This window comes from Catonella sp. (genome assembly GCF_052173895.1).
In the GTDB taxonomy this organism is placed as follows: domain Bacteria; phylum Bacillota; class Clostridia; order Lachnospirales; family Lachnospiraceae; genus Catonella.
Genome location: NZ_JBQMXS010000002.1, coordinates 93,448 through 118,501, shown reverse-complemented (window position 1 = coordinate 118,501; position 25,054 = coordinate 93,448). Strand labels below are relative to the sequence as shown.

Sequence of the window (25,054 nt, the reverse complement as noted above, 5' to 3'; positions counted from 1 at the left end):
AGTCCGTAAAAATTCATTTTACCTCCCTAAGTTAAGATGAAATGTGATACTTTAAGCATATTATAGCATAAATGAGAAAGAAAGTGGAAGAGAAAATTTTAATCTTCTAAATTTTATTGCTATGTGTTATACTATTAATGACTATTTCTTTGAAACACGAAATAAATATATATGATAAAGAAGTTTGATGCAGTAGAAAAGCTACTGGAGGATTATAATGATGTATTTGCAGATATTGTAAATACATTACTCTTTGACGGAGTTGAAAGAGTCAGAGAGGATTCGCTTGAAGAAGGTGTAGTAAATTCTGCGTATAAAGCAGAAGATGGAAAGATGCATCAGCAGGAGCGTGATATAAGTAAGTACTGGAAGGAAGGCGGGGTAAGCCTCCTTATGATAGGAATCGAAAACCAAACTAGGGCTGAAAAGCTAATGCCTGCAAGAATAATAGGATATGATGGAGCCTCCTACAGAAGTCAGCTTCTTAAGAAGGGCGATAGGGTTAAGGGCAGGCTTGCTCCGGTAGTGACAATAGTGCTGTATTTTGGCCTTACAAGATGGAATCAACCCAAATCACTGAAAAAAATTTTAGACATTCCTATGGGTTTGGAGGAGTTTGTAAGCGATTATAAAATTAATGTTTTTGAGATTGCATTTTTGCCTGAAGAGAAGGTAAACCAGTTCAAGAGTGATTTTAAGCTGGTGGCAAATTACTTTACGCATATAAGGAAGAATCCGTACTATGTTCCTGAAAATGAAAATGAAATAAGGCATGTAGATGCAGTGCTCAAATTCCTTTCCGTAATGTCGGGGAGCGAGGATGTAATCGATAAATTTAAAGCGCAGAATGAAAGGGAGGTAGAAACGATGACAGGAGGACCACTCAGTCAGCTATATTATAAGGGAGTAAGAGAAGGCAGAGAAGAAGGAAGAGAAGAAGGTAGGGAAGAAGGAAGAGAAGAAGGAAGAGAAGAAGGAAGAGAAGAAGGAAGGGAAGAAGGCAGAGAAGAAGGGGTGAATGAAACCCTACTTAAGGTCTACCTTAACTGTCGCAGTATGGGAATGAGTATAGAAGAGAGCACGAAAATAGTACATTTTGCAGATAGTGAGAGCCTTGATATGGCAGAAGAAGAATATCAAAGAGAAAAGCTAGGAAAGTAGGTAGAAACGATGACAGGAGGGCCACTTAGTCAGCTATATTATAAGGGAGTAAGAGAAGGCAGAGAAGAAGGCAGAGAGGAAGGAAGAGAAGAAGGCAGAGAGGAAGGAAGAGAGGAAGGAAGAGAAGAAGGAAGAGAAGAAGGGGTGAATGAAACCCTACTTAAGGTCTACCTTAATTGTCGCAGTATGGGAATGAGTATAGAAGAGAGCACGAAAATAGTACATTTTGCAGATAGTGAGAGCCTTGATATGGCAGAAGAAGAGTATAAAAGAGAAAGAGAGAAGAAAAACAGATGATGGGGATAAAATATGTAAGTACTAGAGGAAATAAGGAAAAGATTGCAGCATCCGAGGCTATACTAAGAGGAATAGCTCCGGATGGAGGACTCTATGTACCGGATGCCTTTCCTAAACTCGATAAAAGCTTGGAAGAACTGGGAAAACTAAGTTATAGGGACATAGCCTATGAGGTGATGAAACTGTTTTTCACAGATTTCACAGAACAGGAACTAAAGTCCTGTATATTAGCTGCCTATGACGAAAAATTTGATACGGCAGAGATAGCTCCTATGAAAGAGGCAGATGGCCTTACCTATCTTGAGCTTTTTCATGGATCAACTTTAGCCTTTAAGGATATGGCTCTTTCCATTCTTCCACATCTTATGGTAACTTCAGCTAAGAAAAATGAACTTAAGGAGAAAATAATCATACTTACTGCCACATCAGGCGATACAGGAAAGGCAGCTCTAGCAGGTTTTGCAGATGTAGAAGGCACAGGAATAATAGTGTTTTATCCTAAAGACGGAGTAAGTCCTTTCCAAAAGCATCAGATGGTAACAGAAAAAGGAAAAAACACTTCTGTTATAGCTATAGAGGGAAATTTTGATGATGCTCAAAACGGGGTAAAAGCTATTTTTTCAGATAAAGAACTGGCGGCAGAGCTGAAAGAAAAGGGCTATGTATTTTCATCAGCAAATTCTATTAATATAGGAAGACTTGTACCACAGATAGTATACTATGTGTATGCGTATGTGAAAATGATGGCACAAGGTAATATAAAAGAAGGAGACGAGCTTGATGTATGTGTTCCTACAGGTAACTTTGGCAACATCCTTGCAGCAAGCTATGCAAAAGAAATAGGAATCCCTTTAGGAAAGCTCATTTGTGCATCAAATACCAACAAAGTCTTGTACGATTTCTTTAAGAGCGGCACATATGATAGACAGAGAGAATTTATACTTACAATTTCTCCGAGCATGGACATTCTTATATCCAGCAACTTAGAACGCCTTATCTATAAAATTTCAGGAAACGATGCAGTTAAAAATGCAGACCTTATGAAACAGCTAGCAGAAGTTGGTAAATACGTGGTAGATGAGGAAATGAGAGAGAAATTACAAGGGTTTGAGGCCGGTTTTGCTACGGAAGATGAAACAGTTTCTACTATTAATAATGTATATAAGAAGACAGGCTATGTTATAGATACGCATACTGCAGTAGCAGCCTGTGTAGCTGATAAATACAGAACAAAAAATCCATCATCTAATAAGCTCCTTGTAGTCTCTACGGCAAGTCCTTTTAAGTTTGCAGGAAGTGTGTTAAGAGCGCTAATAGGAGATAAAGCAGATATGATAGAAGATGAATGGGATAAGATGGAAGAGCTTTACAAAATTTCAGGACATAAGATTCCTAAATCAGCTCTTGATATAAAGGCAGCAGAGGTAAGGCATAGAGAAGTCTGCAGTAAAGAAACTATGAAAGCTATAGTAAGAGAGAAGATACTTAATGGTTTGTTTTGATGGATTGGCAGATTAAAAAAAGTCGAAAAAAGATATAAGTTTGACATAGTCTTGTCACAAACTGGGAGTATATTACTCCTCGTAAAGTAAATCTTATAAAGTAATCTTTGTAATTATTAGAAAGATTATAATATTTAAGAAATTCTTAAGGTATGTATGCTTGACCTTTTAAGGAGTTATTGTTATAATCGTTGTGTTAATTGGAAAGATTATATCCTGTGACGGGTCTCTTGCAATAGATCACACCGCTTAGTACCGGCTTTGTATCAATAAGCAAGATGATATATAACAGGGCATAAGTAAACCCGAAATTTAAGGAGGAAGAAAAAAGATGAAGAATTTCAGTAAGAAACTCTCATTCGTTATGGCTACTGCTATGGTGGTTACATCCCTTTATGCACCACAGAATGTAGGGGCAGCTGCTAAGAATGCAGTTGTACTTAAGGGTAGCACAAAGACTGTTAAGTCTAAGAATATCTATCTTACAGGTAAGACAGTAGACTTTGATGCAATGATCAAGGGAAAGAAAGTAAAGGATTCTGCAGGTAAGTGGACAACAAGCAGCAAGAAGGTTGCTACTGTTGATAAGAACGGTGTTGTTAAGGTAACAGGTGCTGGTACAGCAACAATTAAGTTCACAGACAAGAAGTCAAAGAAGGCAGTTTCTGTAAAGATTTACGGAAGAGTAAGAGCCTCTAAGGTTATGGTTTCTCCAGCTGCAGTTACAGTTAAAGAAGGCGAGAGTGTAGATGTAAATGCAATTTTGGAGCTTTCAGAGAAGGTTAAGGCAGCAGGCGCAGATGATACTACATATAAGCTCTTCGCTGAGTCTTTAAATACTGATGTAGCTGATGTTTCAGTTGATGGAACAAAGCTTATGGTTAAGGGTGTTGCTAAGTCTGCTACTCCTGCTACTATTAAGGTATATGCAGCTCAGGTAGGTACTCTTGCTAAGGCTAAGGAAGTTAAGATTAAGGCTACAACTGAGTTTACAGTTAAGGTAAATGGTAAGCTTGAGGCTAAGCAGAGTGGTGCTAACAAGATTACTGTTATGGGTACAGACCTTGTAGCAAGCAAGAGTGCTTATGTTCTTAAAAATTCAAGTGGCAAAGTGGTAGAACTTAAGGATGCTGTTGTTGACAATAAAACAGTTAAAGATACAGTTCTTGTAAATGAAGCTAAGACAGAGGTTACACTTGAAGGAAGTACTCGTCAGTTACCAGTAGGTAAGTATACACTTTCTTATAATGGTGGAGAGCCTGTAGAACTTGAGGTTGTTGAGGCAGTTGTTAAAAATATCCAAATTATACCTTCAAATACTGCAATAATGACAAATGATGGAGCAAAAGTTTACTATAAGGTGTTTGACCAGTTTGGTGATGATGTAACTAAGAGTCCTATATCAGCTAATATAACAGTATCTGGTTCACATCAGGCTGCTGCTAGTACAAAAAGGGGAGTGATTACATTTACTCCAGACAACTCTTTTATAGTTAAAGAGGCTGATGGTAGAATTAAAAACCAATTCCAGCTTAACTTAAGCAAGGTAAGTGTAGCTGTAGTTGATACAAAGACCGGTGCTAATACAAGTGCTATTCTTACAGTTGGTGACCGTTCAAGAGTTTGGGAGCATGAGTATAAGGGTGTATATAATATCGTTACTAAGAAATTTGTTGAAAATATCAGTGATGATAGCAAACTTGATGATTACAGACTTCTTTTCAAGGTTAAGGATCAGTATCAGACTGATATATCAAAAGAAGAATATCATAAAGATGAGCTTATGGTTACCTTATTAGGTATTACCGGAGTTTCTACAATCAATGCTACTCTTGCTAATCAAAGTGTAGTAGAGAATAAGGAATTAGGTGAGGATGATTATTACTATGCATATAAGTTAACAAATACTTCTAATGACTGGAAGAAAGATCATACTTATATGACTCCTTCAAGAGAAGGTGATATTACAGTTCAGGCTATTTCTGTAAATAATGGTAAAATGTCATCAAATAAACTCACAGTTGCCCCTTCAAATAAGGTAGATAAGCTTACTGTAAGAGCTGGTGCAGATGGAGTATATGAGGGACAGGATAACTGGCTTGATTTTACAGCACTTGATGCAAATGGTAAGGAAATAACAAGCTGGGATAAGCTTAAAGTTCTTAATGATAGCAGATACCTTAAGAATTTTAATAGAGGTGCTTTAGCTACTGCTAAACTTTACTTTGTAAAGAAAGATAATGGTAAAGTAGGTCTTCTTTACAGACCTTATGGAATAACAATCAATGATGATAGAATTCAGTCTACACAGATACTTACTTTTGTAACACCTACAAACAGTTTTAGTACAGCAACATTAAATGTAAGAGCTCAGAGAAGACCGGTTTCTATTGTAGGATTAAATTCAGGAGCTCCAAGGGGTGTGACACATAGAGGAAAGAATTTAGTTCTTAAGGCAGAACATATAAGATTCCAGGATCAGTTTGGAAATCCAATTGATCCAGATTTATTTAAAGATAGTGGTTATAGGATTGCAGTAGGAGTTAAAGATCAGGGTGATAGAAGTTACTTTGAGATAAACGATACTAACCTTTCAACAAGAGATGGAAATGTAGAGATAACTGGAAAAGGAACACAGATTGTTGACATAAATGCTATAACAGATGGTGTTGAGAAGACAGGATCATCAATCCTTAAGCTTAAGCTTGTACATAATACTGCATCTATTCAGAAAGAACTTGAAAAAACAAGTGATGAAAAGAGTGTAGAGGTTTATAATGTACTTCTCAATGATATGAGTAGATTTGAAATTAAGGATATTCATCTTAAGGCAGCAGCTGAGTTACCTGGAGCTATAAATAAGTATGAGAAGGCTACTGGAAGGTTTGAATATGAGGTAAGAACAGATGATTCAAAATACTTTGTACCAGAGGTAGTTGGATACTATGCAGGAGAGCCTATAAAGCTTGCAGCAGGTGACTACAAGGCTTGGGGTCTGAACGACAAGACTGAAATACCTTACATTAATGAAAATGTTCTTACAAAGAGAAAGGCAGTTGCTAAGGTTACTGTAAGTGATGATAGACCAACAGAAGTAACAAAAGAATTTGAGTATTCTAATGAAGGAAGAAAGTTTGTTACTGCCGGCATTGATAGAACTACAATAGAGCTTAATGAAGGACAGACAATAACTTGGGCTGAGATACAGGCTGCAGCTGGAATTACTCTTAAGGATCAGTATGATGAGGCAATTAAGAATGTAACTCCTATTCTCACTGTAACTGATTATGATGAAGATGCTGTTCACTTTATATCTAATAAGCATAATGGTAATACAGAGACTGCATTTACTTTAAGTAAAGTGGTTAAGAGAGGTAATGAGAATATTACAGTATTTACACTTAAGATAAATGCTCCTGGCTCTAATTATACATTTGAAAAAGTTATAACAGTTAACATTAAATAAAATACTGTAACAAAACTAAAAATTAGAACAATCCAATGACAGGACGCAGCCCTATAAGCCTACTATAGTAAGTATGCCTTGGAGCTGCGTTTTGTCTAAAAACAGTAAAATCTAAAGTTTGTCAGTACTTTATCTGACAGGAAAAGGAGTAAATGATAATGAACAACAATAAAAAATTATCAAGGAAAGTTAAGCATGTATTTCCTCTTGCACTTGCTGCAGCTCTTACAATAACTGGCACAGGAGTTACAACTTCTGCTCAGACAGCAAGTAACATAAGAGTAAATCGCATAGCTGTATTAGCTCAGGAAACTGCAGGAGTAATAACAACTAGTTCTGAAGTTAAAATTATAAAGATAGCTAAAGATGCAGGTGATGAGAATAAAGTAAAGTATCAGGTATCAAATGACGGAGCTGATTGGAATACACCAGAAAAGAAATTAGTGCCTGAAGGTGGTATTACAATCAAGGGTAATGAAGCTGAGACTAGAATAATCGTTGATGAGCTTACAGAGGTAAAAATCAATTTAGAGGATTATACAACTTCTTTGTCAAGTGAAAAGTGGTTGACAGTGGCTGCTAATGCGAAAGTTGAGCTTAACCTTAAAGGAACAAATAAGGTAACTGGTAATATAGGCTTAGCTGCAACAGATGATTTGACAGTAAAGGGAGAAGGTAGCCTTGAGCTGGGTGTTCTAACTGCAAAGAGCTTGAATGTAAAAGGTGGAAACCTTAAATTGACAGGTGCTGTAACAAATACAAGTCCAGTAACAGTATCGGGAGGAAAGCTTGATGCAGTCAGTACAATAAGTGGAGATGTTACTGTTACAGGTGGAATGGCTAAAATAGCTGATGCTATAACTGGTAAGCTTACTGTAAATGGTGATGCAGTAGTACATTATAAATCTGCTACAAGCAAAGAATTAAACAAAGGTGTTGTATATGAGGGAACGAAGGGCTTGATTTATGGAGATCCTCAAGTAGGTTCTTCTTTTGATAAACCAGCTGACTCAAAACTTGGTGTAAATGTTGATAAACAAGATATTACAGATAAAGCAGATGGTATAATTAGAACAGCTGAAGTTACAGGAGAAGATTTAGATATAGCAGATGACCTTAAGGAGATAAAGGTCAAGAGAAATGCACTGGATGGGACAGTTACTCTTAAAAAAGGAACTGACTATAATGTAGAAGTTGAAACAGCAGATAAAAAGAATGCTGGTGAAAAGGTCTTAAAATTTACAATGAGTAATGCTGACTATGCATTTGCTACAGATGTAACAAATGCAATAAAGATTAAGCTTGTAAATAAGGATTTAAAGAATGCCAAAATTGCATTTGATAACGGAAGTTCTTTTAAATATGATGGAACAAATAGAACTGTAAAATTTTCAGTTAAAGAAAAAGACGTAGTTCTTAAAGAAGATACTGACTTTACTGTAACTAATGAAAATAGTAAGAAAAAAACAGCAAAGGATGCAGGTAAGTATACTCTTGAATTAGTAGGAAAAGGAAATTATGCAGGTTCAACAATTTCTGCTAGCTGGGAAATAACTCCTATTAAGATTAAAGTTAAAAAGTTAAAAGTAGTTAAAGATTATGATGGAAAAGATACTATAACAGCTGCTGATGTAAAAACTGCTGAGTTTGAAGGTTTCTTAGAAAGTGAAAAAGAAGCTTTGAAAGATAAGAAGACTTTCGATGCTGAAGGAAAGTTTGACAGCCCTGCAGTTGGAGAAAAGAAGTCAGGAAAGGTTAAGCTTACACTTAAGGAAGACTTGAAAAATTATACAGTAGGTTCTGAGGATATAAAGTTTGTAGATGGAGAGATAAAGAATAAAAAACCTGATAAACCTGCTAAACCTACGCTTAAAGGAACCTATAAGGTAAGTGAGACTAATGAAAAGACTTTTGTTGCAACTCTTAATGGAGAAGCAGGACAGGAATATAGAATGGATGGTGGTAAGTGGCAGAGTAGTCCTACATTTGATGGGATAAAGCCTGGAAATCATACATTTGGAACAAGGGTAGCTGCAAAGGACGGAAATGTAGAAAGTGATGAAGAGAAATCAGATGAGATAGATTTTAAGCAGCTTGACAATACTAATAAGATAGCACTAAATTATACATTGGCTGATGGAGCAAAGAAAAATACCAAGAAGATTATAATTAACAAGGTAAAAGGTGCAGAGTATAAGTTTGGTAATGGAATTTATTCAGATAATAATGTTCAGGATGAATTAAGTAATACTGAAACAGCTTACAAAGTTTACATTCGTTATAAGGAAACAGATACTATGAAGGCTGGTGATGCTGTAGAAGAATCTGTAAATTTAACTAAAACTACCCTTAGTGATAAGGCACCAAAACTTGAGTATACTGTAGTTGCAGGAACTCATGATGGAAAAGTGAAATATATTATAAAGAGTCCGGAGACTCTTAAAGGTGGAAAGACCTACCAGTATAGATTAAACAACGAAAATTGGGTTAACAGTGCTGATTTTGATAATCTTACAGTGGGAGAGAAGAATATTTTATCTATCCGTATAGTTGACGGAGCTGGAAATGCATCTCCTGCTACAAGCAAAGAGGTTACAGTAGAAAAAGCTAAAGCGCCTAAGTTAAAACTTGACTATACTGTTACAACTTCAACTAATAAAGTAGGTAAAAAGATAACTATAAAAGAGCAACCAGCAGTAGAGGGACTTGCAGGTAATGTAAACTATAGTGTGGAAGCAGGTAATTCTTTGAAATGGGGTACTGCTGAAGAAAATCGTGTTGTTGACAATTATATGTTACCAACTATTAAAATAGGAATTAAATATGTTCCTGCCACTAATTCAACTGCTTATGAGGAGAATGCTAACATAGTTGAACTTAGGTTGAATGGTAATAATGGTGTTGTAGCTTATAACGGTACAGAGACAAAGAAAGACGAGACCAAAAAGCCTGAAGACAAGAAAGACACAAAGAAAGACGAGACCAAAAAGCCTGAGGATAAGAAGGACAACACTAATACAGATAACAAAACACCTGCTCCAGCTGATACTAGCAAAGCAATTAAAGATGCTGTGAAGAAATCAACAAAGACAGGAAGTGTTACTCTTAAGAGTGTAGGTTCTGGATTAGAGAAGGCAGTTGGTGGAAATACATCTAAGCTTTCTGTAAGTCTTAATAAATCTAAGACAAAGAGTACTTCAAAGGCTGTTACTAAGAAATTAGGCAAGAGCAAACTTGTAACCAAGACTGTTTACAGCTTTAATATTAAGAATGGTTCTAAGAACCTTACAGATAAGCAGGTAAGTGGCAGCAAGATTAATGTAACTCTTAAAGTAAGCCTTGGTAATAAGAACAGAACAGTTTATGTAATGGACGTAAGTACAGGTAAGAAGGTTAAAGCTAAATATAATGCAAAGACAAAGAAATTAACATTTACTACAAAGTATGTTGGTGATTTTGTAATTGTAAAATAATCTTCTAAATATTCATTAATATATGAATAAAGAGGCTCCAGCCTTAGGGAAACTTAAGGCTGGAGTTTTTGTGTATAATTAGGGATATATATTAGAACTCAATAATAAAATCCCAAACCCTACTAGAACCTAACTAAAAATTATGCTATACTAATACGATATAAAAGTTATAAAGAGCAGGAGGACATTATGGAACTTATTACAGTCAGAGAACTTTTCAAAGAAAAAGAAAAGTATGCAGGAAAAGAAGTTAGAGTTGGTGGATGGGTTAGAAGTGTAAGAGATTCAAAAACCTTTGGATTCATTGTACTCAGTGATGGTACATATTTTGAAACTTTACAGATAGTTTATCATGATAATATGGAGAATTTTGCTAAGGTAAGCAAGCTAAATGTAGGCTCAGCTATCATAGTAAGAGGAGAGCTTACACTTACTCCGGATGCAAAACAGCCTTTTGAGATACAGGCAATAGAAGTAATAGTGGAAGGAAGTTCTACAAGCGACTATCCTCTCCAGAAAAAACGCCACAGCTTAGAGTATCTTAGGACTATTTCTCATCTCCGTCCAAGAACCAATACGTTTCAAGCAGTATTTAGAGTGCGTTCTCTTATTGCTTATGCTATACATAAGTTCTTTCAGGAGAGGGATTTTGTATATGTGCATACTCCAATAATTACAGGCTCTGATGCTGAGGGAGCAGGGGAGATGTTTAGGGTGACAACTCTTGATTTTGACAATCTTCCTGTAGGAGAAGACGGTAAGGTGGATAATAGTGAGGATTTCTTTGGTAAACCTACTAATCTTACGGTTAGTGGACAGCTAAATGGTGAGACCTACGCTATGGCATTTAAAAATATATACACCTTCGGCCCTACTTTTAGGGCAGAGAACTCCAATACTACAAGGCATGCAGCAGAGTTTTGGATGATAGAGCCTGAAATAGCGTTTGCAGACCTTTCTGATGATATGGACTTGGCTGAGTCTATGCTTAAGTACATAATTAATTATGTACTTCTTAATGCTCCGGAGGAAATGGCCTTTTTTAATCAGTTTATAGATAAGGAGCTTATTGAAAGGCTTAAGGGAGTTGCAAGTTCAGATTTTGGCAGGGTAACTTACACTGAGGCTATCGAACTCTTAAAAGAGCATAATGATGAATTTGATTATAAGGTAAGCTGGGGTTGTGATTTACAGACTGAGCATGAACGCTATCTTACAGAAAAGATTTTTAAGCGTCCTGTATTTGTAACTGATTATCCAAAGGAAATTAAGGCGTTTTATATGAAACTTAATGAGGATGGCAAGACGGTTGCAGCTATGGACTGCCTTGTACCGGGCATTGGAGAGATTATAGGGGGGAGCCAGAGAGAAGAGGATTATACTCTTCTTACCAATAGAATGAAGGAATTGGGGCTTAATGAAGAGGACTATGATTTCTACCTTGACCTTCGTAAATATGGTACAGCAAGGCACGCAGGTTTTGGACTTGGTTTTGAAAGATGTGTAATGTATCTTACCGGAATGAGCAATATAAGAGATGTAGTTCCTTTCCCAAGAACAGTAGGAAATTGTGAATTATAAAAACTTTGAAGTATAAAAATAAACGGCATGGTTATAAAGTATATTTTATAGCCATGCCGTACTTGTTTAATAGAATAAACTTTTCGAGTGATAATTTCTTAATTAAATATCTTATTTCTGATAGGATATAGGACAGAAAGCAGGATAGTGCCCAGTATTCCACAAGAAATAACTTCGCCTGCCCCTACAGTAAGCATAAGGAAAGGTATACTGTCAGGTAGGCCGTAAGCATAGGTAAGTATGAAGGGAACTATTATCGTGTTTGCCAAAATAGGGGGAAGAACTGCAAACAACTTTATTATGAGTGCATTGCTTCTCTTAAAAAGTCTTCCTATGTACCAAGTTCCGACTGCACCTATGAAGGTAGCAAAGGTACCGAATACAATGTCAAATATATGACTTCCTATTATTATATTTGATATAAGGCAACCTAGGGTAACTCCGGGTACACCGGCAAAGCTAAAAAAAGGCAGGATGGTGAGAACTTCTGAGAATCTTACCTGAATTGCACCGCTTGCAAGATCAAGTGTAGCAGCAAAGACGGTAAGTACAGTGTAGAGGGCGGCTATTATAGCGGCCTGAGTGACTGTTAGGGTACGTGACATACCCGGCGTTAGAAATTTTGAATTTTCCATTATTTTATTCTCCTTTAGTTTTTATATGAGTGGGAAGGTTTTAACACTCGGTCTTCTAGTATAGTATAATTGTATTATATTTTCAAGGGCAAAATTTTGACAAAGTTTTTTGCTATAAGTAAAGATTAGTTAAAAATTAAGGAATTAATCATTAAACTTTAAGAAAAATGTGATAAAATACAAGAATCCAAAAAGGAGGGAAAGATTTTGGCAAAAAGAAAAAAGAAGTCTAAAAGTCCTGTAAGTAGGGCTATAGGTATAGTTGTAAAAATAATAATAGCCTTATTGCTTGCTGCCCTTATTGCTTGTGGAATTCTGATATATATGAAATATGGCAAGAGAATATCGGCTATGGAGGCAGATGCAAAAAAGATAGTGTTAAATAGCAGTCCGGACACTTTTAGGCAGAATGAAACCAGTATAGTCTATGATGCAAATGGAACAATTATTTCTAAGCTAAAAGGCGAAAAGGATGTTTATTATATAAAATATAATGAAATCCCTAAAGAGGCTGTTGAGGCTATAGTAAGCATAGAAGATAAGAGATTTTTTAAGCATAAGGGCTATGATATTAAGGCGATTATGAGGGCAGGTTTTGCCTATCTAAAAAATAAAGGCAAGGTTACTCAGGGAGGAAGTACCATAACTCAGCAGCTTGCAAGAAATATTTTCCTTTCTTTTGAAGAAAGTATAGAGAGAAAGGCTAGAGAGATTTTTATTGCTCGTGAATTAGAAAAAAAATATTCTAAAAATGAAATTATGGAATTTTATTTGAATAATGTTTATTTTGCAAATGGGTATTATGGGATACAGTCTGCTGCCCTGGGCTATTTTGGCAAGGGGGTAAATTCTTTGTCGCTATCGCAGATTACCTTTCTTTTAAGTATACCTAACAGTCCTAACAGGTACAATCCTTATGAGAATATTGAGGGTACGCTTAGTAGAAGAGACCGTATTTTAGACCAAATGGTATTAGATGGGAAAATAACTGAATTTGAGGCTAGGGCAGCAAAGGGTGAGGAAATAAAGGTAAAAGAGCCAAAGGCTGAAAAGAGTGGATATATGCTTACCTTTGCCCTTGACAGGGCAGTTAAGAGCCTTATGAAATCGGAGGGCTTTCAATTTAGATATTCTTTTTTGTCTTTAGAAGATAAAGAGGCGTATAATGAAAGCTATGGAGAGGTTTATTCAAGTTGCCAAAGTAAGCTCTATTCCGGAGGATATAGGATTTATACATCTCTAGACCCGAAAAAACAAAAGCTGTTACAGGCTACAGTGGATAAGGGCTTAGGTATACATAACGAGAAGAGTGAAGTAGGAATTTACAAACTTCAAGGCTCGGCAGTTACTATAGATAATGGTAGTGGAAGAGTAGTAGCTATTGTTGGTGGTAGGAGCCAAAAGCTTAAGGGGAGAACCTTAAACAGAGCATATCAGAGTTTTAGGCAACCGGGAAGTACCATTAAGCCTGTTATTGTGTATACACCGGCTTTTGAACAGGGCTATACTCCGGAAAGTATAATTAAAGATGAGAAGATAGAGGGAGGCCCTGTAAATGCAGATAGAACCTACCTTGGAGATATGACCATTTTAGACGCAGTTGCAAAGTCGAGAAATACTACAGCTTGGAGGCTATTTACAGAGATTTCTCCTACAGTGGGCATAAATAAGCTTTTGGAAATGGGATTTACAGGTATAGAAGATACCGATTATTATCCTGCGGCGTCACTTGGTGGATTTACAAAGGGAATGAGTGCAGTAGAAATGGCATCTGCTTATTCGGCAATAGAAAATGGTGGAGCTTTTAGAGAGCCTACCTGCATTATGAAGATGACTGATGCAGAAGGAAATGATGTAATAGCAGATGGGTTTTATCAAAATGGAATTACTAAGTATGTGTATGATGAAAATGCCTGCAAAATGATAACTACCTGTATGGAGGCTGTTATGACTAAGGGAACAGGAGTAGGGGGAAGGCTTAGTTTAATGCCTTGTGCAGGAAAGACAGGAACCACTAATGATAGTAAGGATTTGTGGTTTGTAGGTTTTACAAAGTATTATACAACAAGTGTATGGGTAGGATATGATATCCCTCAGAGCCTTAATGGACTGGCGTTTTCTGCTACACCGCTTGGAATTTGGAAAACATATATGGAAGAGTTGCATCAGGGGTTAGAAGTTAAGCCTTTAGATGATTATAAAATTGTGGCTAAACCGAAAGTGGATAAGGACGAGGAAGAAGAGAAAAAGAAGGCTGAGGAAGAAAAGAGGCTTGAGGAGGAGAAGGCTAAAGAGGAGAAGAGGCTTGAAGAAGAGAAGAGATTAGAAGAGGAGAGGGAAAAGGCAGAGGAAGAGGCCGAAAATAATGAGGAAGAGGGGGAATCAGAGGATGATGTAAATGAAGAAACTGAAGAAACTAATGAAAATCCATCTGAGGAAGAGAATATTCCTGAAAATTCAGACGATAATACACAAGAAGACAACAATCAAGTAGAGCCTGAAAATAATCATTCAGAGGAAGGGAATGAAACTCCATAAGCGATTCTTGACGAAATGATGAATGTATTTTATAATAGCATAAATGTTAGGTTTTGGCATTTATGTTTGGTTAATTAAAATAATTTAGTTAAAGGGGTAAAATATGTCAGAAAAGAAAATTACAAAAGATATGATAATTGCAGATATACTTAAGGTAGATGAGAATTTAATTCCCGTTCTTCTTAATGCAGGAATGCATTGTGTAGGCTGCCCGTCTTCTTTGGGAGAAACTCTTGAAGAGGCGGCCGAGGTACATGGAATTGATGCGGATGAACTTTGTGAACTTCTTAACGAATTTATAGCTTAAGGAAGGTAGTCAAAGCTATTTTCACTGAAAAGTAATGAAGTGTGTGCAGAGCACACACTTCATTACTTTTATATTTTAGAAAGTATATTGATGGCATCTGAGCCAATTATTTTTTCACAATGCTCGGTAATAACTGAAAGGGTTGCATAGTTACTCTTGCTATAACCTGAAAACTCAAAGACTGAATTACATATTTTACGAAATTCATCTTTATCGGACTGTAGATTTTCAAGAATAAGAAAATACAGTCCCTTTCTTTTGTTTTTATAAACAGAACTGCTGCCTGTAAACACATCTTTTAACTGAAGAGAAACTTCTGTAATGGCATCCAGAGAATTAAAAATAAAAATCCTAGGGTTTTCTTTGTATGATGTTATATTTTGAGTTTTGGCAGTCTTATTTTTAGTATCCGAAATATTGAGCAACTCAGTAAGTGGAACAAATTCGTTTTCGCCCTCTTGTGCCTCATCATCGTAATCGTAAGGCGAGTCAGGGGAGAATTCTGAAAATCCGGTATCTAAATTATCAGATTCATCATTTTTTGTTATAAAAATAACGAGATTCCCTTTACCGGTAGGAATAGCCTCTATGACTAAGGCACCGTTTTCATTTTCAAATCCAAATTCTCGGAGTGCCTGTTCCATAAGTTCGTTGTATAAATCCTTTGTTTTAGGCGAACCATAAGAAAGTTCATTAAGTGCAAGTCCTCTTGTAGTAAGGTCTTCAGGGGCAAGGGTAATTTTTAACTGATTTTCACTAAGTTTTTCTATTTTCATAAATTAACCTTTCTAAAAAATAGCACTAATAGTTCTCTAAAACCATAGTATAAAATAAAATAAGTCTATTGTCAAATATTGAAAAAGTAACTATAGCATAATTATCTGTATTTATCATAACTTTGGTTATATTGCCGAAAAATTCTCTTATATTTTGTGAAAAATGACATTGCAAAATATGTTCACTCTAGCTAAAATATAGGTACATTAATGTTAGTTTTGGAAATTTCCTAAATAAGTGAAAGGAGATGAGATGGATTAACCTTTGGTTAGGTAAATACCATATTCTATCTATTCTTGATTCATTAAGTCCCAATCCTCATGTATTTTTAGCTACCCATGTAAAGCTAAATGAATATCGTGTAATCAAAAAAATTTCAAAAGCCAATCCATTTTTTAAACAGTTGAAAAAAGAGGCTAAGTTTCTCTCTGAAAATAATTCGGAATTTCTACCTAGGTTATATGATGTAGAAGAAGACAACGAAAACCTGTATTTGGTTGAAGAGTATATACAGGGAAGGGGGCTTGGCTCTAGGGAGTTTTTGAACCATAAGTTAAAAGAAGATGAACTTTTAAGCGTAGTAAGTTTGCTGTTTGATTTTCTCAAATTTATAAATTCTTTGGAAGAATCTGTGCTTTATATCGATTGGAAACCGGACAATATAATTTTATCCCCCAAAGGCTTAAAAATAGTGGATTTTGGCTCTGTATGCTATCTTAAAGACAGTGATGGTTTTACGGGGCTGGCTACAGAAGGCTTTGCCGCACCTGAACTTAAGAGTGGAGAAAAGCTTGGCAGTTATACAGATATCTATGGGTTTGGCTGTATAATAAACTATCTGGCACAAAATACTGAAAGTAAAAAAATTTGGTTTTTTCATACAGCCAAAGAAAAATGTATTAGGCTGGCAAGTAGATGCACTAAGAAAAATATTTCTGAACGCCCTAATATAAGGGTTATAGGGAGGGCTGTAGGTAGGCTTAACAAAAGGCATAAGTTTTTGAAGTCAGATAATACGGGGTTGATTGGCAATATAAATGCCTCTAAGATTGGAATCTGTGGAGTATCAAATGGTGTAGGAACAACTCATATTGCCTTTTGTATAGCAAAAGAATTGGCAGATAAGGGGAATAGGGTAGCTTATGTAGCCCTAGATAAGGGAGATGGTGATAATCTGCTAAGGCTTTCTTATAACTTGAAAAATATTAAGGTATACAAAGATGCTTATGAAGAAGATATAACATTTTTTCTAAAAAAAGGTTTTGACAATCTGATAATAGACTTTGGTAAGGCTGATGAGCCCTCTCTTTTGTTTCATAGCTGTGATGAAAAAATAATAGTTGCTCAGAATAATTTTATAAAGGGTAGGGAGTTGGAAGAATTTTTAGAGGAACATCGTGATTATGTTGGCGAAAAAGGCTGGAAGATTATAGATAATCTTTCAGATGAGAGGCAACTTGAATCAACAAAGATGTTGGTGAGGAAGATGGGATTAAAGATTGAATGTAATGGAATGGGGATGAAGAGAATATGAGTTAAAGGAGTAGTTATGTATAGAAATAGGGAAGAGGCAGAATTATTATCTGATGATGAATTTGAAAGGATGGGCAGAAAGAAGAAAGTCTTAATTTTTGTGATAATATTTACAATTATATTAGGTGTTGCAGTTTTGGTGTATATATTTATTGTAAAAAAATCAGATAATAACATTAATGTACAAGAAGTTATACAAGATAATAAAGCTGATGAAAAGGCTGTGGACGAGACAGCTGATTCTGAAAAAATTATGGACAATGGTGAAGTGACAGTTGGTGAAAAAATACTGCCAATTGGGAGACATACAGTTGCGGCTGATAATGAATTTATCTGTGAGTATTCAGAGATTTGTATGCCAAAAATGTTACAAGCAGGAGATTATGTAGATATTAGATTGTCTTTAGCAGATGGTAGTAACTATACTGTAGTTTCCGAAAAAAGAATTATGGACTTTAATAATTCAGGAGAAAATTCCTTTTTGTATCTGGCACTTTGTGAAGAAGAAATTATAATTTTAGAAAGTGCAATATCTGATTTGAAGTTATTTGAAGGTTCTAGGCTTTACTTAGCAATAGGAAAGCAAAAAGAAAAAGCTAAGATAAATTATCCGGTTAATAAAAAGGCAGACAGGCTCTTGCGTAATAAAGAGGGTGTCAACAATCTTTCCGGTTATAATTACGAGGTCAAGTTTGATAAGGCATTAGAGCAAGAGAGACTGTCACAAGTAAAGGCAAGGGGAATTAAAGAACAAGAATGGAAAGAAACTGCTGCTTACTGGAATGATAAGGAATAGTTATATCACAAAATGAGTTATTCACTGTGGCTTATTGAATGGAAAGTGGGCTTTCCGTAAGGGAAAGCCCATATACTATTTTGGAGAAGGAAATGGAAAAAGATAATAAAGAAGATATGTTAATGATTGAGATTAGAAAATACTGGAATAGGGGAGTTAGTTTTTCATGTGGAGAGAGAGCATTGAATGAGCTTTACATGGCAGAGGCTTTAGCAGAAGATGAAAGATATATGGTGGAGTTTGATATAAATATGTTTGGGGAAGTGACTAATGTAAATTTTCAAAATATAGGGCAGTAAAAATAAAATGACAAATACCTCTAATAGTGTTATTATAAAGTGTATTAATATTTGGCTGGAGGTACAAATGAAGAAAAAAATAGTTCCTATTACAGTTGTAATTCCGTTGATTGTTATAGCAGTAATATCTGTGATGATTCTAATAGCCGGAAAAATTTTTAAGATGAATCCCTCAGATTCATCAAACAAAACAGAAGTTTCATTAACAGATTATTATAAAGTTCCGGAAGGTGAGGCAAGGCTCATTATTGATATAAAAAAGATTGATGCAAATGCACTTCTTAGGGATAAAACAGCATATATTCCATATGAAGAGGCAGAGAAGATGATGCCTAGGATATATTATGATGCTATGGACAATGTGATAGTATATACTACAGGTGTAGAAAAGTTTGTGTTTAAGGCTGATATAGAAGAGTATGAGGTAAATGGAAAGAAACAAAAGGATGAAGTACCAAGTTTTATAGAAGAAGGCGGCAACCTTTATGTTTCAGTTAATTTTATTGCAAAACGCCATGAGATTAAATTTGATATTTTTGAAAATCCTGGTAGGGTAGTGATTTTTGAAGATAATAATGAGGAGTATAAGTGTTGTGTAGTTAAAGAAAGTACCGAGTTAAGGGAAGGAAACAGCGATAAAGAAGTTATACTTGACCGACTTGAAGAGGGAGAAAAATTATATCTTATAAGTAATGTTTCTGATGAATTTTTAAGGGTATTTACTGAGGATGGTATTACAGGATATGTGGCTGCCTCTAAGCTTGATACGGCTAACTTGGAAAATAAAAAATTTGATTTTGACAGGACAAAAGAAAATGAAAGTTATACCTGTATAACAAGGGAGGAGCCTATAGTTCTTGGCTGGCATCAGGTTACAGGTGAGAAAGCAAATGGTAGTCTTTCTGAGGTTCTTTCTCAGGCAGAGGGTGTTAATGTTGTATCGCCTACATGGTTTAGTGTTGCAGATTCTGAAGGTGAAATAATGAGTTTTGCATCAGAAAACTATGTAAATAAACTGCACAATATAAATATAGATGTATGGCCTTTAATAAGTGACTTTAATAAGGATGTGGATTTTAAGCTATTGCTTACAAGTACGGATTCAAGAACTAAGTTAATAAATAATATTATTTATTTTGTTGAAAAGTATAATCTTGATGGAATAAATGTAGATTTTGAAAAGGTTAAAAGTTCTTATGCAAAAGGATATATCCAGTTTTTAAGGGAACTTTCTATAGAGATGAGGGCTAGGAAGAAGGTTTTATCCATTGATAATTACATCCCGTTAGAATTTAATGCCTTTTACAATATAGCAGAACAGGGGATAGTGGCAGACTACCTTTGTGTGATGGCCTATGATGAGCATTATTCAGGTTCTGCAGAGGCAGGCTCTGTATCAAGTCTTAACTGGGTGAAGACAAGTGTAGAAAATACAGCAAAATATGCTCCGATGAAAAAAATAATAGTAGGTCTTCCATTTTATACAAGAATTTGGAGGGAAACTAAAGAAGGAAAACTAGAGACAAAGGCTCTGGGGATGGATGCAGGTTTAAATCTTGTACATAATAATAATGCTAAAAAGGCATGGAATAATGAGGCAGGGCAGTATTATGCCGAGTGGAAAGACGGAAAAGACAAGATGAAGATTTGGCTTGAAGAAGAGCGTTCTCTTGCTGCAAAACTTGGACTTGTGAAAAGAGATGAGGTAGCAGGTATAGCTTTTTGGAAATTGGGACTTGAGAGGAAGGCAGCTTGGAACAGTGTGGTAGACTGGCTCAAATAGAGGAGAAATTGATTTTTATTCTCAAATTTACTTGACGGAGTAAGAGGCTTGGGGTACAATAATAAACCGACAGCCTTACTAGGAATAAAATCAATTATTTGAGGAGTGTATTTTATGGAAAGAAAAAGAATTCTGTCGATGATAATTTCGGTATTATTGTTGGCACTTAGTCTTTGCTTAACTATTGGAGTAAAATTTGTGTTTCATGCCTGCCCTATGGCTATGGGCGAAATGGGAAAAATTATGCCTTGTCACTGGGCGGAGCAGGGAGTATTTGCTACAGGAATAGTATTATCAGTAATGTCTTTATTGTTGTTTGTTTTCAAAAAATCAGGGGAAAGGGTAGCTATATCAGCTTGTATGATACCTGCTACAATATCAGCTATGTTATTTCCACAAGTAACAATTAGGCTTTGTATGATGCCTGAAATGGCTTGCAGAACTACTATGCGTCCGGCTGTATTAGGTATTACGATAGTATTGATAGTTGTTGAATGTGTAAATATAATTATAAACTTGAGAAAAGATAAGTAATAAATATAGATGGAGAGAAAATGTCTGTTTTAAAAAATATTTCGTATAAAAATATAGTGAGACGGCCCGGCAGGAGCTTTATTTTGATATTATTGTCTGCAATGCTTTGTTTTTTGGTTACGGGAGGTTCTTTAGCAATAACCGGTTTAAAAGGAGGATTGTTGTCGCTAAAATCAAGGCTTGGAGCGGATATTATGGTTGTTCCGTATGAGGCTACAACAAAAACTGATTTTTCAAATATGATTTTGCAGGGGAATCCGGGATATTTTTATATGAATAGAAATGTTTTGGATAAGATTAAAAATATAGAAGGAATAAAAGAAATTTCGGAGCAGTATTTTCTTGCATCTGCAAAGGCAGGATGCTGTTCGGCCAAACTTCAGTTAATTGGATTTGATCCTAAAACAGATTTCACTATAAGGCCTTGGGTCAAAGAGTCTTATGCCGGTGATTTGGGACAGTTTGAAATACTGGTAGGCAATGATTTGAATGCTTTTGCAGGAGATGAACTAACATTTTATAATAAATGTTGTACCGTAAAAGGAAAGTTGAAAAAAACAGGTACTTACCTTGATACGGCAGTTTATATGAGCATTGATTCTATAAAGGCTCTGCTTAAGTCTGCTGAGGAATCGGGTATGGTAAAAGCAGTTAAAGGGAATCCGGATACTCTTACATCTTGTATTCTTATAAATGTGGCAAATGGGCATACTCCTCTAGAAGTAATGACTGAAATAAATATAAAGACAAGGGGAGTAGAGGCTATACAGACCAAGGACATGATTTCAGGAGTCGCAGGACAGCTGGAATCTGCCTCAAAAATCATCGGTTTCTTAATTGTTGCAATATGGTTACTTTCAATATTTATACTTGTACTCGCATTTACAATGATTGCAAATGAAAGAAAAAAAGAATTTGCGATACTTAGAGTTTTGGGCTCTTCAAGAAAAATGGTGGCAGGAGTCATCCTTAAAGAGGCGGTTATAGTGAGCTTTGTAGGTAGTATTATAGGTGCTGTAATTGCAGTAATAGCAGTCTTGCTTTCAAGTAATGTAAGTCTTACAAATTTTGATCTTCCGTTTTTGGTTCCTGATATTTCTGAGATATTTATAATATCTGTTGGGATGGTTGTGGTTTCGGTTATAGCAGGCTGTCTTGCATCTTCGCTAAGTGCATTTAAGACATCTAAGATAGATACTGCACTTATATTAAGGGAGGGTAACTGATGAAACTTACAGCAAAGAATGTAAGCAAATGGTTTCTTAGAGATAGAGGAGGCTCTAACAAATTTTTTGCGTTGAATGAAAATGATTTTGAGTTAAATCAGGGAGAACTTGTAGTACTTTATGGTCAGTCGGGTAGTGGTAAGAGTACCTTATTAAATGTTCTTTCAGGGCTCCTTACCCCTAGTTCAGGCACTGTTATGGTAGGTGAAACAGATATATATAAGCTAGATGACGCAGGAGTCTCTAAGTTTAGAAATGAGCATTTTGGGATAATTCTTCAAGGACAGTCAGCGATTAATACTCTTACAGTTATGGAAAATGTTTTACTTCCTTACAATTTATATAATAATTCATACAAAAAAAATAAAAATTTTTCTAAGTCTGAATTTTCTGAATCGAAAATAGAAGAAAGAGCTAGGAAACTTCTTGAAAAGACAGGAATAGTAGAACTTGAAAATGTGATGCCAACTGAACTTTCAGGAGGAGAACTTAGAAGAATGTCTATATCCAGGGCTTTGATAAATAATCCGGAATTTATATTGGCTGATGAGCCTACTTCGGACTTGGATGATGAAAATACAGAAATTGTTTTAAGTATGTTTAGAAATCTTGCAAATGAAGGAAAATCAGTGCTTGTAATCACCCATGATAAAGAGGTTTTTAAATTTGCTGATAGAATTTTTGAAATGAAATCAGGAAATATACTTGACAAAAAAGAAAAATTGGGATAGTTTATATTAAGTTAGAAATAACTAATTAAAAAGAGAGGCAGATTTAATGTTTAAAACTAAAAGAAAAATATTGATAGCTAGAGTATCATTATTGCTATTTGTTTTTTTAGCCGGTATTGGATTTACAAATACAGTTAAGGCAGAGGGCAATTATTATGCTACTTGGAAAGAATATAAGGCAAGTGGAGCACCATCTGTTACCTGGGATAATGTGGCAGATGCTATGGATGCTGTTTTTGAAAAGGCAAAGGAGCTTTACAAGGCAGGAGATTCCAAGGGGGCTTATGATTCAGTAAATCATGGTTACTATGGTTATTATGAAACTACCGGATTTGAGAGACATACTCTTGCTAAAATTTCAGGTGCAAGAAAGTCTGAGGTTGAACTACAGTTTGCGGCTTGTAAGGCTATAACTAAAAACGGAGGCTCAACAGAGGATTTTGATAAAGAAGTAGATAAATTAAAGTCAATGATTAGAAATGATGCCGGTATCCTTGACGGTAATAAACCTAAGACATCGGGAAAGACCGAAAGTGGAAAGACTGATGAATCAACAATAAGACAGGTTGTAGAAGAAGTGCTTGCAGAGAAAGAAGGTGGTTCACATAGTGCCGCTACTGCAACATTCATAGCTTGTTTTTCTATCATACTTAGAGAAGGTTTTGAGGCTATACTTATAGTAGGAGCGATTATAGCTTACCTTATAAAATCTGCCGGTGAGGATGCTGAAAGAAGAAAGAAACTTACAAGACCTGTTTACTTAGGCTCTATCTTGGGTATTGTAGCAAGTTTTATACTGGCTTGGCTTTTAGAAGTACTTATGCTTGCAAATAGTGCATCTCAGGAAGTTATTGAAGGTCTTACAGCCCTTACTGCTGTTGTAGTACTGTATTATGTAAGTAATTGGATGTTATCAAAGTCTGAAAGTGATGCTTGGACTAATTACATTAAGAATAAGACGGAGAGCAGTGCCAAGAGTGGAAGTACAATGGCACTGGCAATTACGGCTTTTCTTGCTGTATTTAGAGAAGGTGCTGAGGTAGTGCTTTTCTTCCAGCCTATGCTTAAGGATGAGAACATAAGCATGGTGTGGGCAGGACTCATTGTAGGGTTTGTAGTTCTTATCTTCGTGTACTATGCTATTAATGCATTCAGTGTGAGAATACCTTTAAGACCATTTTTTACTGCGACAAGTATACTGATGTTCATTATGTCGATTTCTTTCCTTGGAGCAGGTATAAAGGAATTTATAGAGGGTGATGTGCTTGTTATGACTTCACCGGAATGGCTATCAGCCTTGATACCGTCTAATGAGTTTTTTGAGGTATTGGGAGTTTATCCTATACTTGAAACCCTTATTCCTCAGCTCATACTTTTGGCTATAACTGTAGTTGTTTACTTACATTGGAGAAAGAAGAACTTAGTTATAAGGGAAGAGGCAGCTAAAAAGAGAGCTGAAGAGCTTGCAAAAAAAGAGGCTGAGGCTAAATTAGAAGAAGAGAATAAGTTAAGAGAACTTATTAAGAGTATAGTTAAAGAAGTAATGGAAGAAAGAGTTTCAAACTAATATAAAGTTAAATATTTTATAAGGTTGGTAAACGGAATATAGCTATGTTTCGTTATCATATAAATTTTATTTTCACATTTCATAGGAGGAGAACATGAAAAAGAAAGTTTTATCTCTTGCTATTGCAGCTGCTTTTGCTGTAACAGCAGTAACAGGTTGTGGACAGAAGGCAGATAATGCAGCAAGCAAGGCTTCAAGTGCTAAGGCAAGCACAGCAAGTGTAGAAAGTGTTCCGGCAAGTCAGGTATCAAATATTACTACAAGTATGGCTTCCGGTTCAGTAGCAAGTGCAGCAGCTCCGGGAGAAGAGGCAGGTTTTACCGAGATTCCTATTTTTGAGGATGAGAAGGTAGCTTTTATGAATGTATCAGCTGTATATTTTCAGCCGGTACCAATGGCTCCGGGTCAGGAAAAAATTGACAAGGAGAACGAGGTACACCTTGAGGCAGATATTTCAGCCCTTGAGAATAAACTTGGCTATGGTACAGGTGACTGGGTTCCATATCTTACTATAGATTATTCTATTTCAGATAAGGATGGTAAGGAAGTAAATAGTGGAACATTTATGCCAATGAGTGCGTCTGATGGTCCTCACTATGGTGCGAACATAAAGATGGGTGAGTCAGGTTCTTATAAGATTAAATTCACTATCCATAATCCAGCTGAAAATGGATATTTAATCCACAGTGATGCTGAGACAGGTCCGGGAGAGGTTCTTGAGACATATTTTAAGGATGGCAACCTTACAATTGAGCATGATTGGAATTATGTAAAGCAGAGCTGGTAATTAAAATATATACTAGAGTGATTGACAATTTGCTGCAGTGGGAGTAAAATCCCAGTGCAGC

General features: G+C 35.8%; 19 protein-coding genes. 17 read left to right on the top strand and 2 right to left on the bottom strand.

What is annotated here, in order from left to right; all coding sequences use genetic code 11:
- Positions 1-171: 171 nt before the first annotated feature.
- The 6 genes from ACTTG8_RS01015 to asnS all read left to right on the top strand — a co-directional run bounded on the left by ACTTG8_RS01015 (position 172) and on the right by asnS (position 11,480).
- Positions 172-1,161 carry an Rpn family recombination-promoting nuclease/putative transposase gene (locus ACTTG8_RS01015; protein ID WP_442560291.1) on the top strand — a complete coding sequence of 330 codons (990 nt, stop codon included), beginning with the start codon at positions 172-174 and terminating at the stop codon, positions 1,159-1,161.
- A gap of 9 nt (positions 1,162-1,170) precedes the next feature.
- Positions 1,171-1,458 carry a hypothetical protein gene (locus ACTTG8_RS01010; protein ID WP_442560290.1) on the top strand — a complete coding sequence of 96 codons (288 nt, stop codon included), beginning with the start codon at positions 1,171-1,173 and terminating at the stop codon, positions 1,456-1,458.
- A complete protein-coding gene (gene thrC / locus ACTTG8_RS01005) occupies positions 1,458-2,960 on the top strand; it encodes a threonine synthase (RefSeq protein WP_442560294.1) in 1,503 nt (500 codons plus the stop codon). Before ACTTG8_RS01010 ends, thrC begins: the two co-directional genes overlap by 1 nt.
- A 331-nt stretch (positions 2,961-3,291) precedes the next feature.
- Positions 3,292-6,426: an Ig-like domain-containing protein gene (locus tag ACTTG8_RS01000; RefSeq protein WP_442560289.1), complete on the top strand. Its 3,135-nt coding sequence runs from the start codon at positions 3,292-3,294 to the stop codon at positions 6,424-6,426.
- A 158-nt stretch (positions 6,427-6,584) separates the two neighbouring features.
- Positions 6,585-9,899: a hypothetical protein gene (locus ACTTG8_RS00995; RefSeq protein ID WP_442560288.1), complete on the top strand. Its 3,315-nt coding sequence runs from the start codon at positions 6,585-6,587 to the stop codon at positions 9,897-9,899.
- Positions 9,900-10,088: 189 nt separating this feature from the next.
- Entirely contained in the window at positions 10,089-11,480 is a 1,392-nt protein-coding gene (gene asnS / locus ACTTG8_RS00990) for an asparagine--tRNA ligase (RefSeq protein WP_442560287.1), read from the top strand.
- Positions 11,481-11,578: 98 nt separating this feature from the next.
- Here asnS and ACTTG8_RS00985 read toward each other — a convergent pair whose 3' ends face one another.
- Positions 11,579-12,115 carry a QueT transporter family protein gene (locus tag ACTTG8_RS00985; protein ID WP_442560286.1) on the bottom strand — a complete coding sequence of 179 codons (537 nt, stop codon included), beginning with the start codon at positions 12,113-12,115 and terminating at the stop codon, positions 11,579-11,581.
- 207 nt (positions 12,116-12,322) lie between these two features.
- Here ACTTG8_RS00985 and ACTTG8_RS00980 point away from each other — a divergent pair, with 207 nt between their 5' ends.
- Complete coding sequence (locus ACTTG8_RS00980) at positions 12,323-14,653, top strand: transglycosylase domain-containing protein (protein WP_442560285.1); 2,331 nt, start codon at positions 12,323-12,325, stop codon at positions 14,651-14,653.
- Positions 14,654-14,756: 103 nt separating this feature from the next.
- Positions 14,757-14,960, top strand: coding sequence for a DUF1858 domain-containing protein (locus tag ACTTG8_RS00975; protein ID WP_442560284.1), 204 nt, complete (start codon positions 14,757-14,759; stop codon positions 14,958-14,960).
- 68 nt (positions 14,961-15,028) lie between these two features.
- Here the strand turns inward: ACTTG8_RS00975 and ACTTG8_RS00970 are convergent, their stop codons facing one another.
- Positions 15,029-15,736 carry an adaptor protein MecA gene (locus ACTTG8_RS00970; RefSeq protein WP_442560283.1) on the bottom strand — a complete coding sequence of 236 codons (708 nt, stop codon included), beginning with the start codon at positions 15,734-15,736 and terminating at the stop codon, positions 15,029-15,031.
- A 248-nt stretch (positions 15,737-15,984) separates the two neighbouring features.
- On the opposite strand from ACTTG8_RS00970, the gene ACTTG8_RS00965 reads away from it, so the two are divergent.
- The 9 genes from ACTTG8_RS00965 to ACTTG8_RS00925 all read left to right on the top strand — a co-directional run bounded on the left by ACTTG8_RS00965 (position 15,985) and on the right by ACTTG8_RS00925 (position 24,993).
- Positions 15,985-17,271 (top strand): protein kinase domain-containing protein, encoded by a 1,287-nt coding sequence (locus ACTTG8_RS00965; RefSeq protein ID WP_442560282.1) that lies wholly within the window; start codon positions 15,985-15,987, stop codon positions 17,269-17,271.
- A 15-nt stretch (positions 17,272-17,286) separates the two neighbouring features.
- Positions 17,287-18,066: a hypothetical protein gene (locus ACTTG8_RS00960; RefSeq protein ID WP_442560281.1), complete on the top strand. Its 780-nt coding sequence runs from the start codon at positions 17,287-17,289 to the stop codon at positions 18,064-18,066.
- 92 nt (positions 18,067-18,158) lie between these two features.
- The gene (locus ACTTG8_RS00955; RefSeq protein ID WP_442560280.1) at positions 18,159-18,365 is read left to right on the top strand and encodes a hypothetical protein; all 207 of its coding nucleotides are present in this window, start codon (positions 18,159-18,161) and stop codon (positions 18,363-18,365) included.
- 67 nt (positions 18,366-18,432) lie between these two features.
- The gene (locus ACTTG8_RS00950) at positions 18,433-20,148 is read left to right on the top strand and encodes a glycosyl hydrolase family 18 protein (protein WP_442560279.1); all 1,716 of its coding nucleotides are present in this window, start codon (positions 18,433-18,435) and stop codon (positions 20,146-20,148) included.
- Between the two features lie 114 nt (positions 20,149-20,262).
- Positions 20,263-20,682, top strand: coding sequence for a DUF4418 family protein (locus ACTTG8_RS00945; RefSeq protein WP_442560278.1), 420 nt, complete (start codon positions 20,263-20,265; stop codon positions 20,680-20,682).
- A gap of 20 nt (positions 20,683-20,702) precedes the next feature.
- Positions 20,703-21,908, top strand: coding sequence for an ABC transporter permease (locus tag ACTTG8_RS00940; RefSeq protein WP_442560277.1), 1,206 nt, complete (start codon positions 20,703-20,705; stop codon positions 21,906-21,908).
- On the top strand, positions 21,908-22,639 hold the full coding sequence (locus ACTTG8_RS00935) for an ABC transporter ATP-binding protein (RefSeq protein WP_442560276.1): 732 nt from the start codon (positions 21,908-21,910) through the stop codon (positions 22,637-22,639). Before ACTTG8_RS00940 ends, ACTTG8_RS00935 begins: the two co-directional genes overlap by 1 nt.
- Positions 22,640-22,685: 46 nt before the next feature.
- Entirely contained in the window at positions 22,686-24,206 is a 1,521-nt protein-coding gene (locus tag ACTTG8_RS00930) for an FTR1 family iron permease (protein ID WP_442560275.1), read from the top strand.
- Positions 24,207-24,300: 94 nt separating this feature from the next.
- Complete coding sequence (locus tag ACTTG8_RS00925) at positions 24,301-24,993, top strand: iron transporter (protein ID WP_442560274.1); 693 nt, start codon at positions 24,301-24,303, stop codon at positions 24,991-24,993.
- The last annotated feature ends 61 nt before the right edge of the window (positions 24,994-25,054 follow it).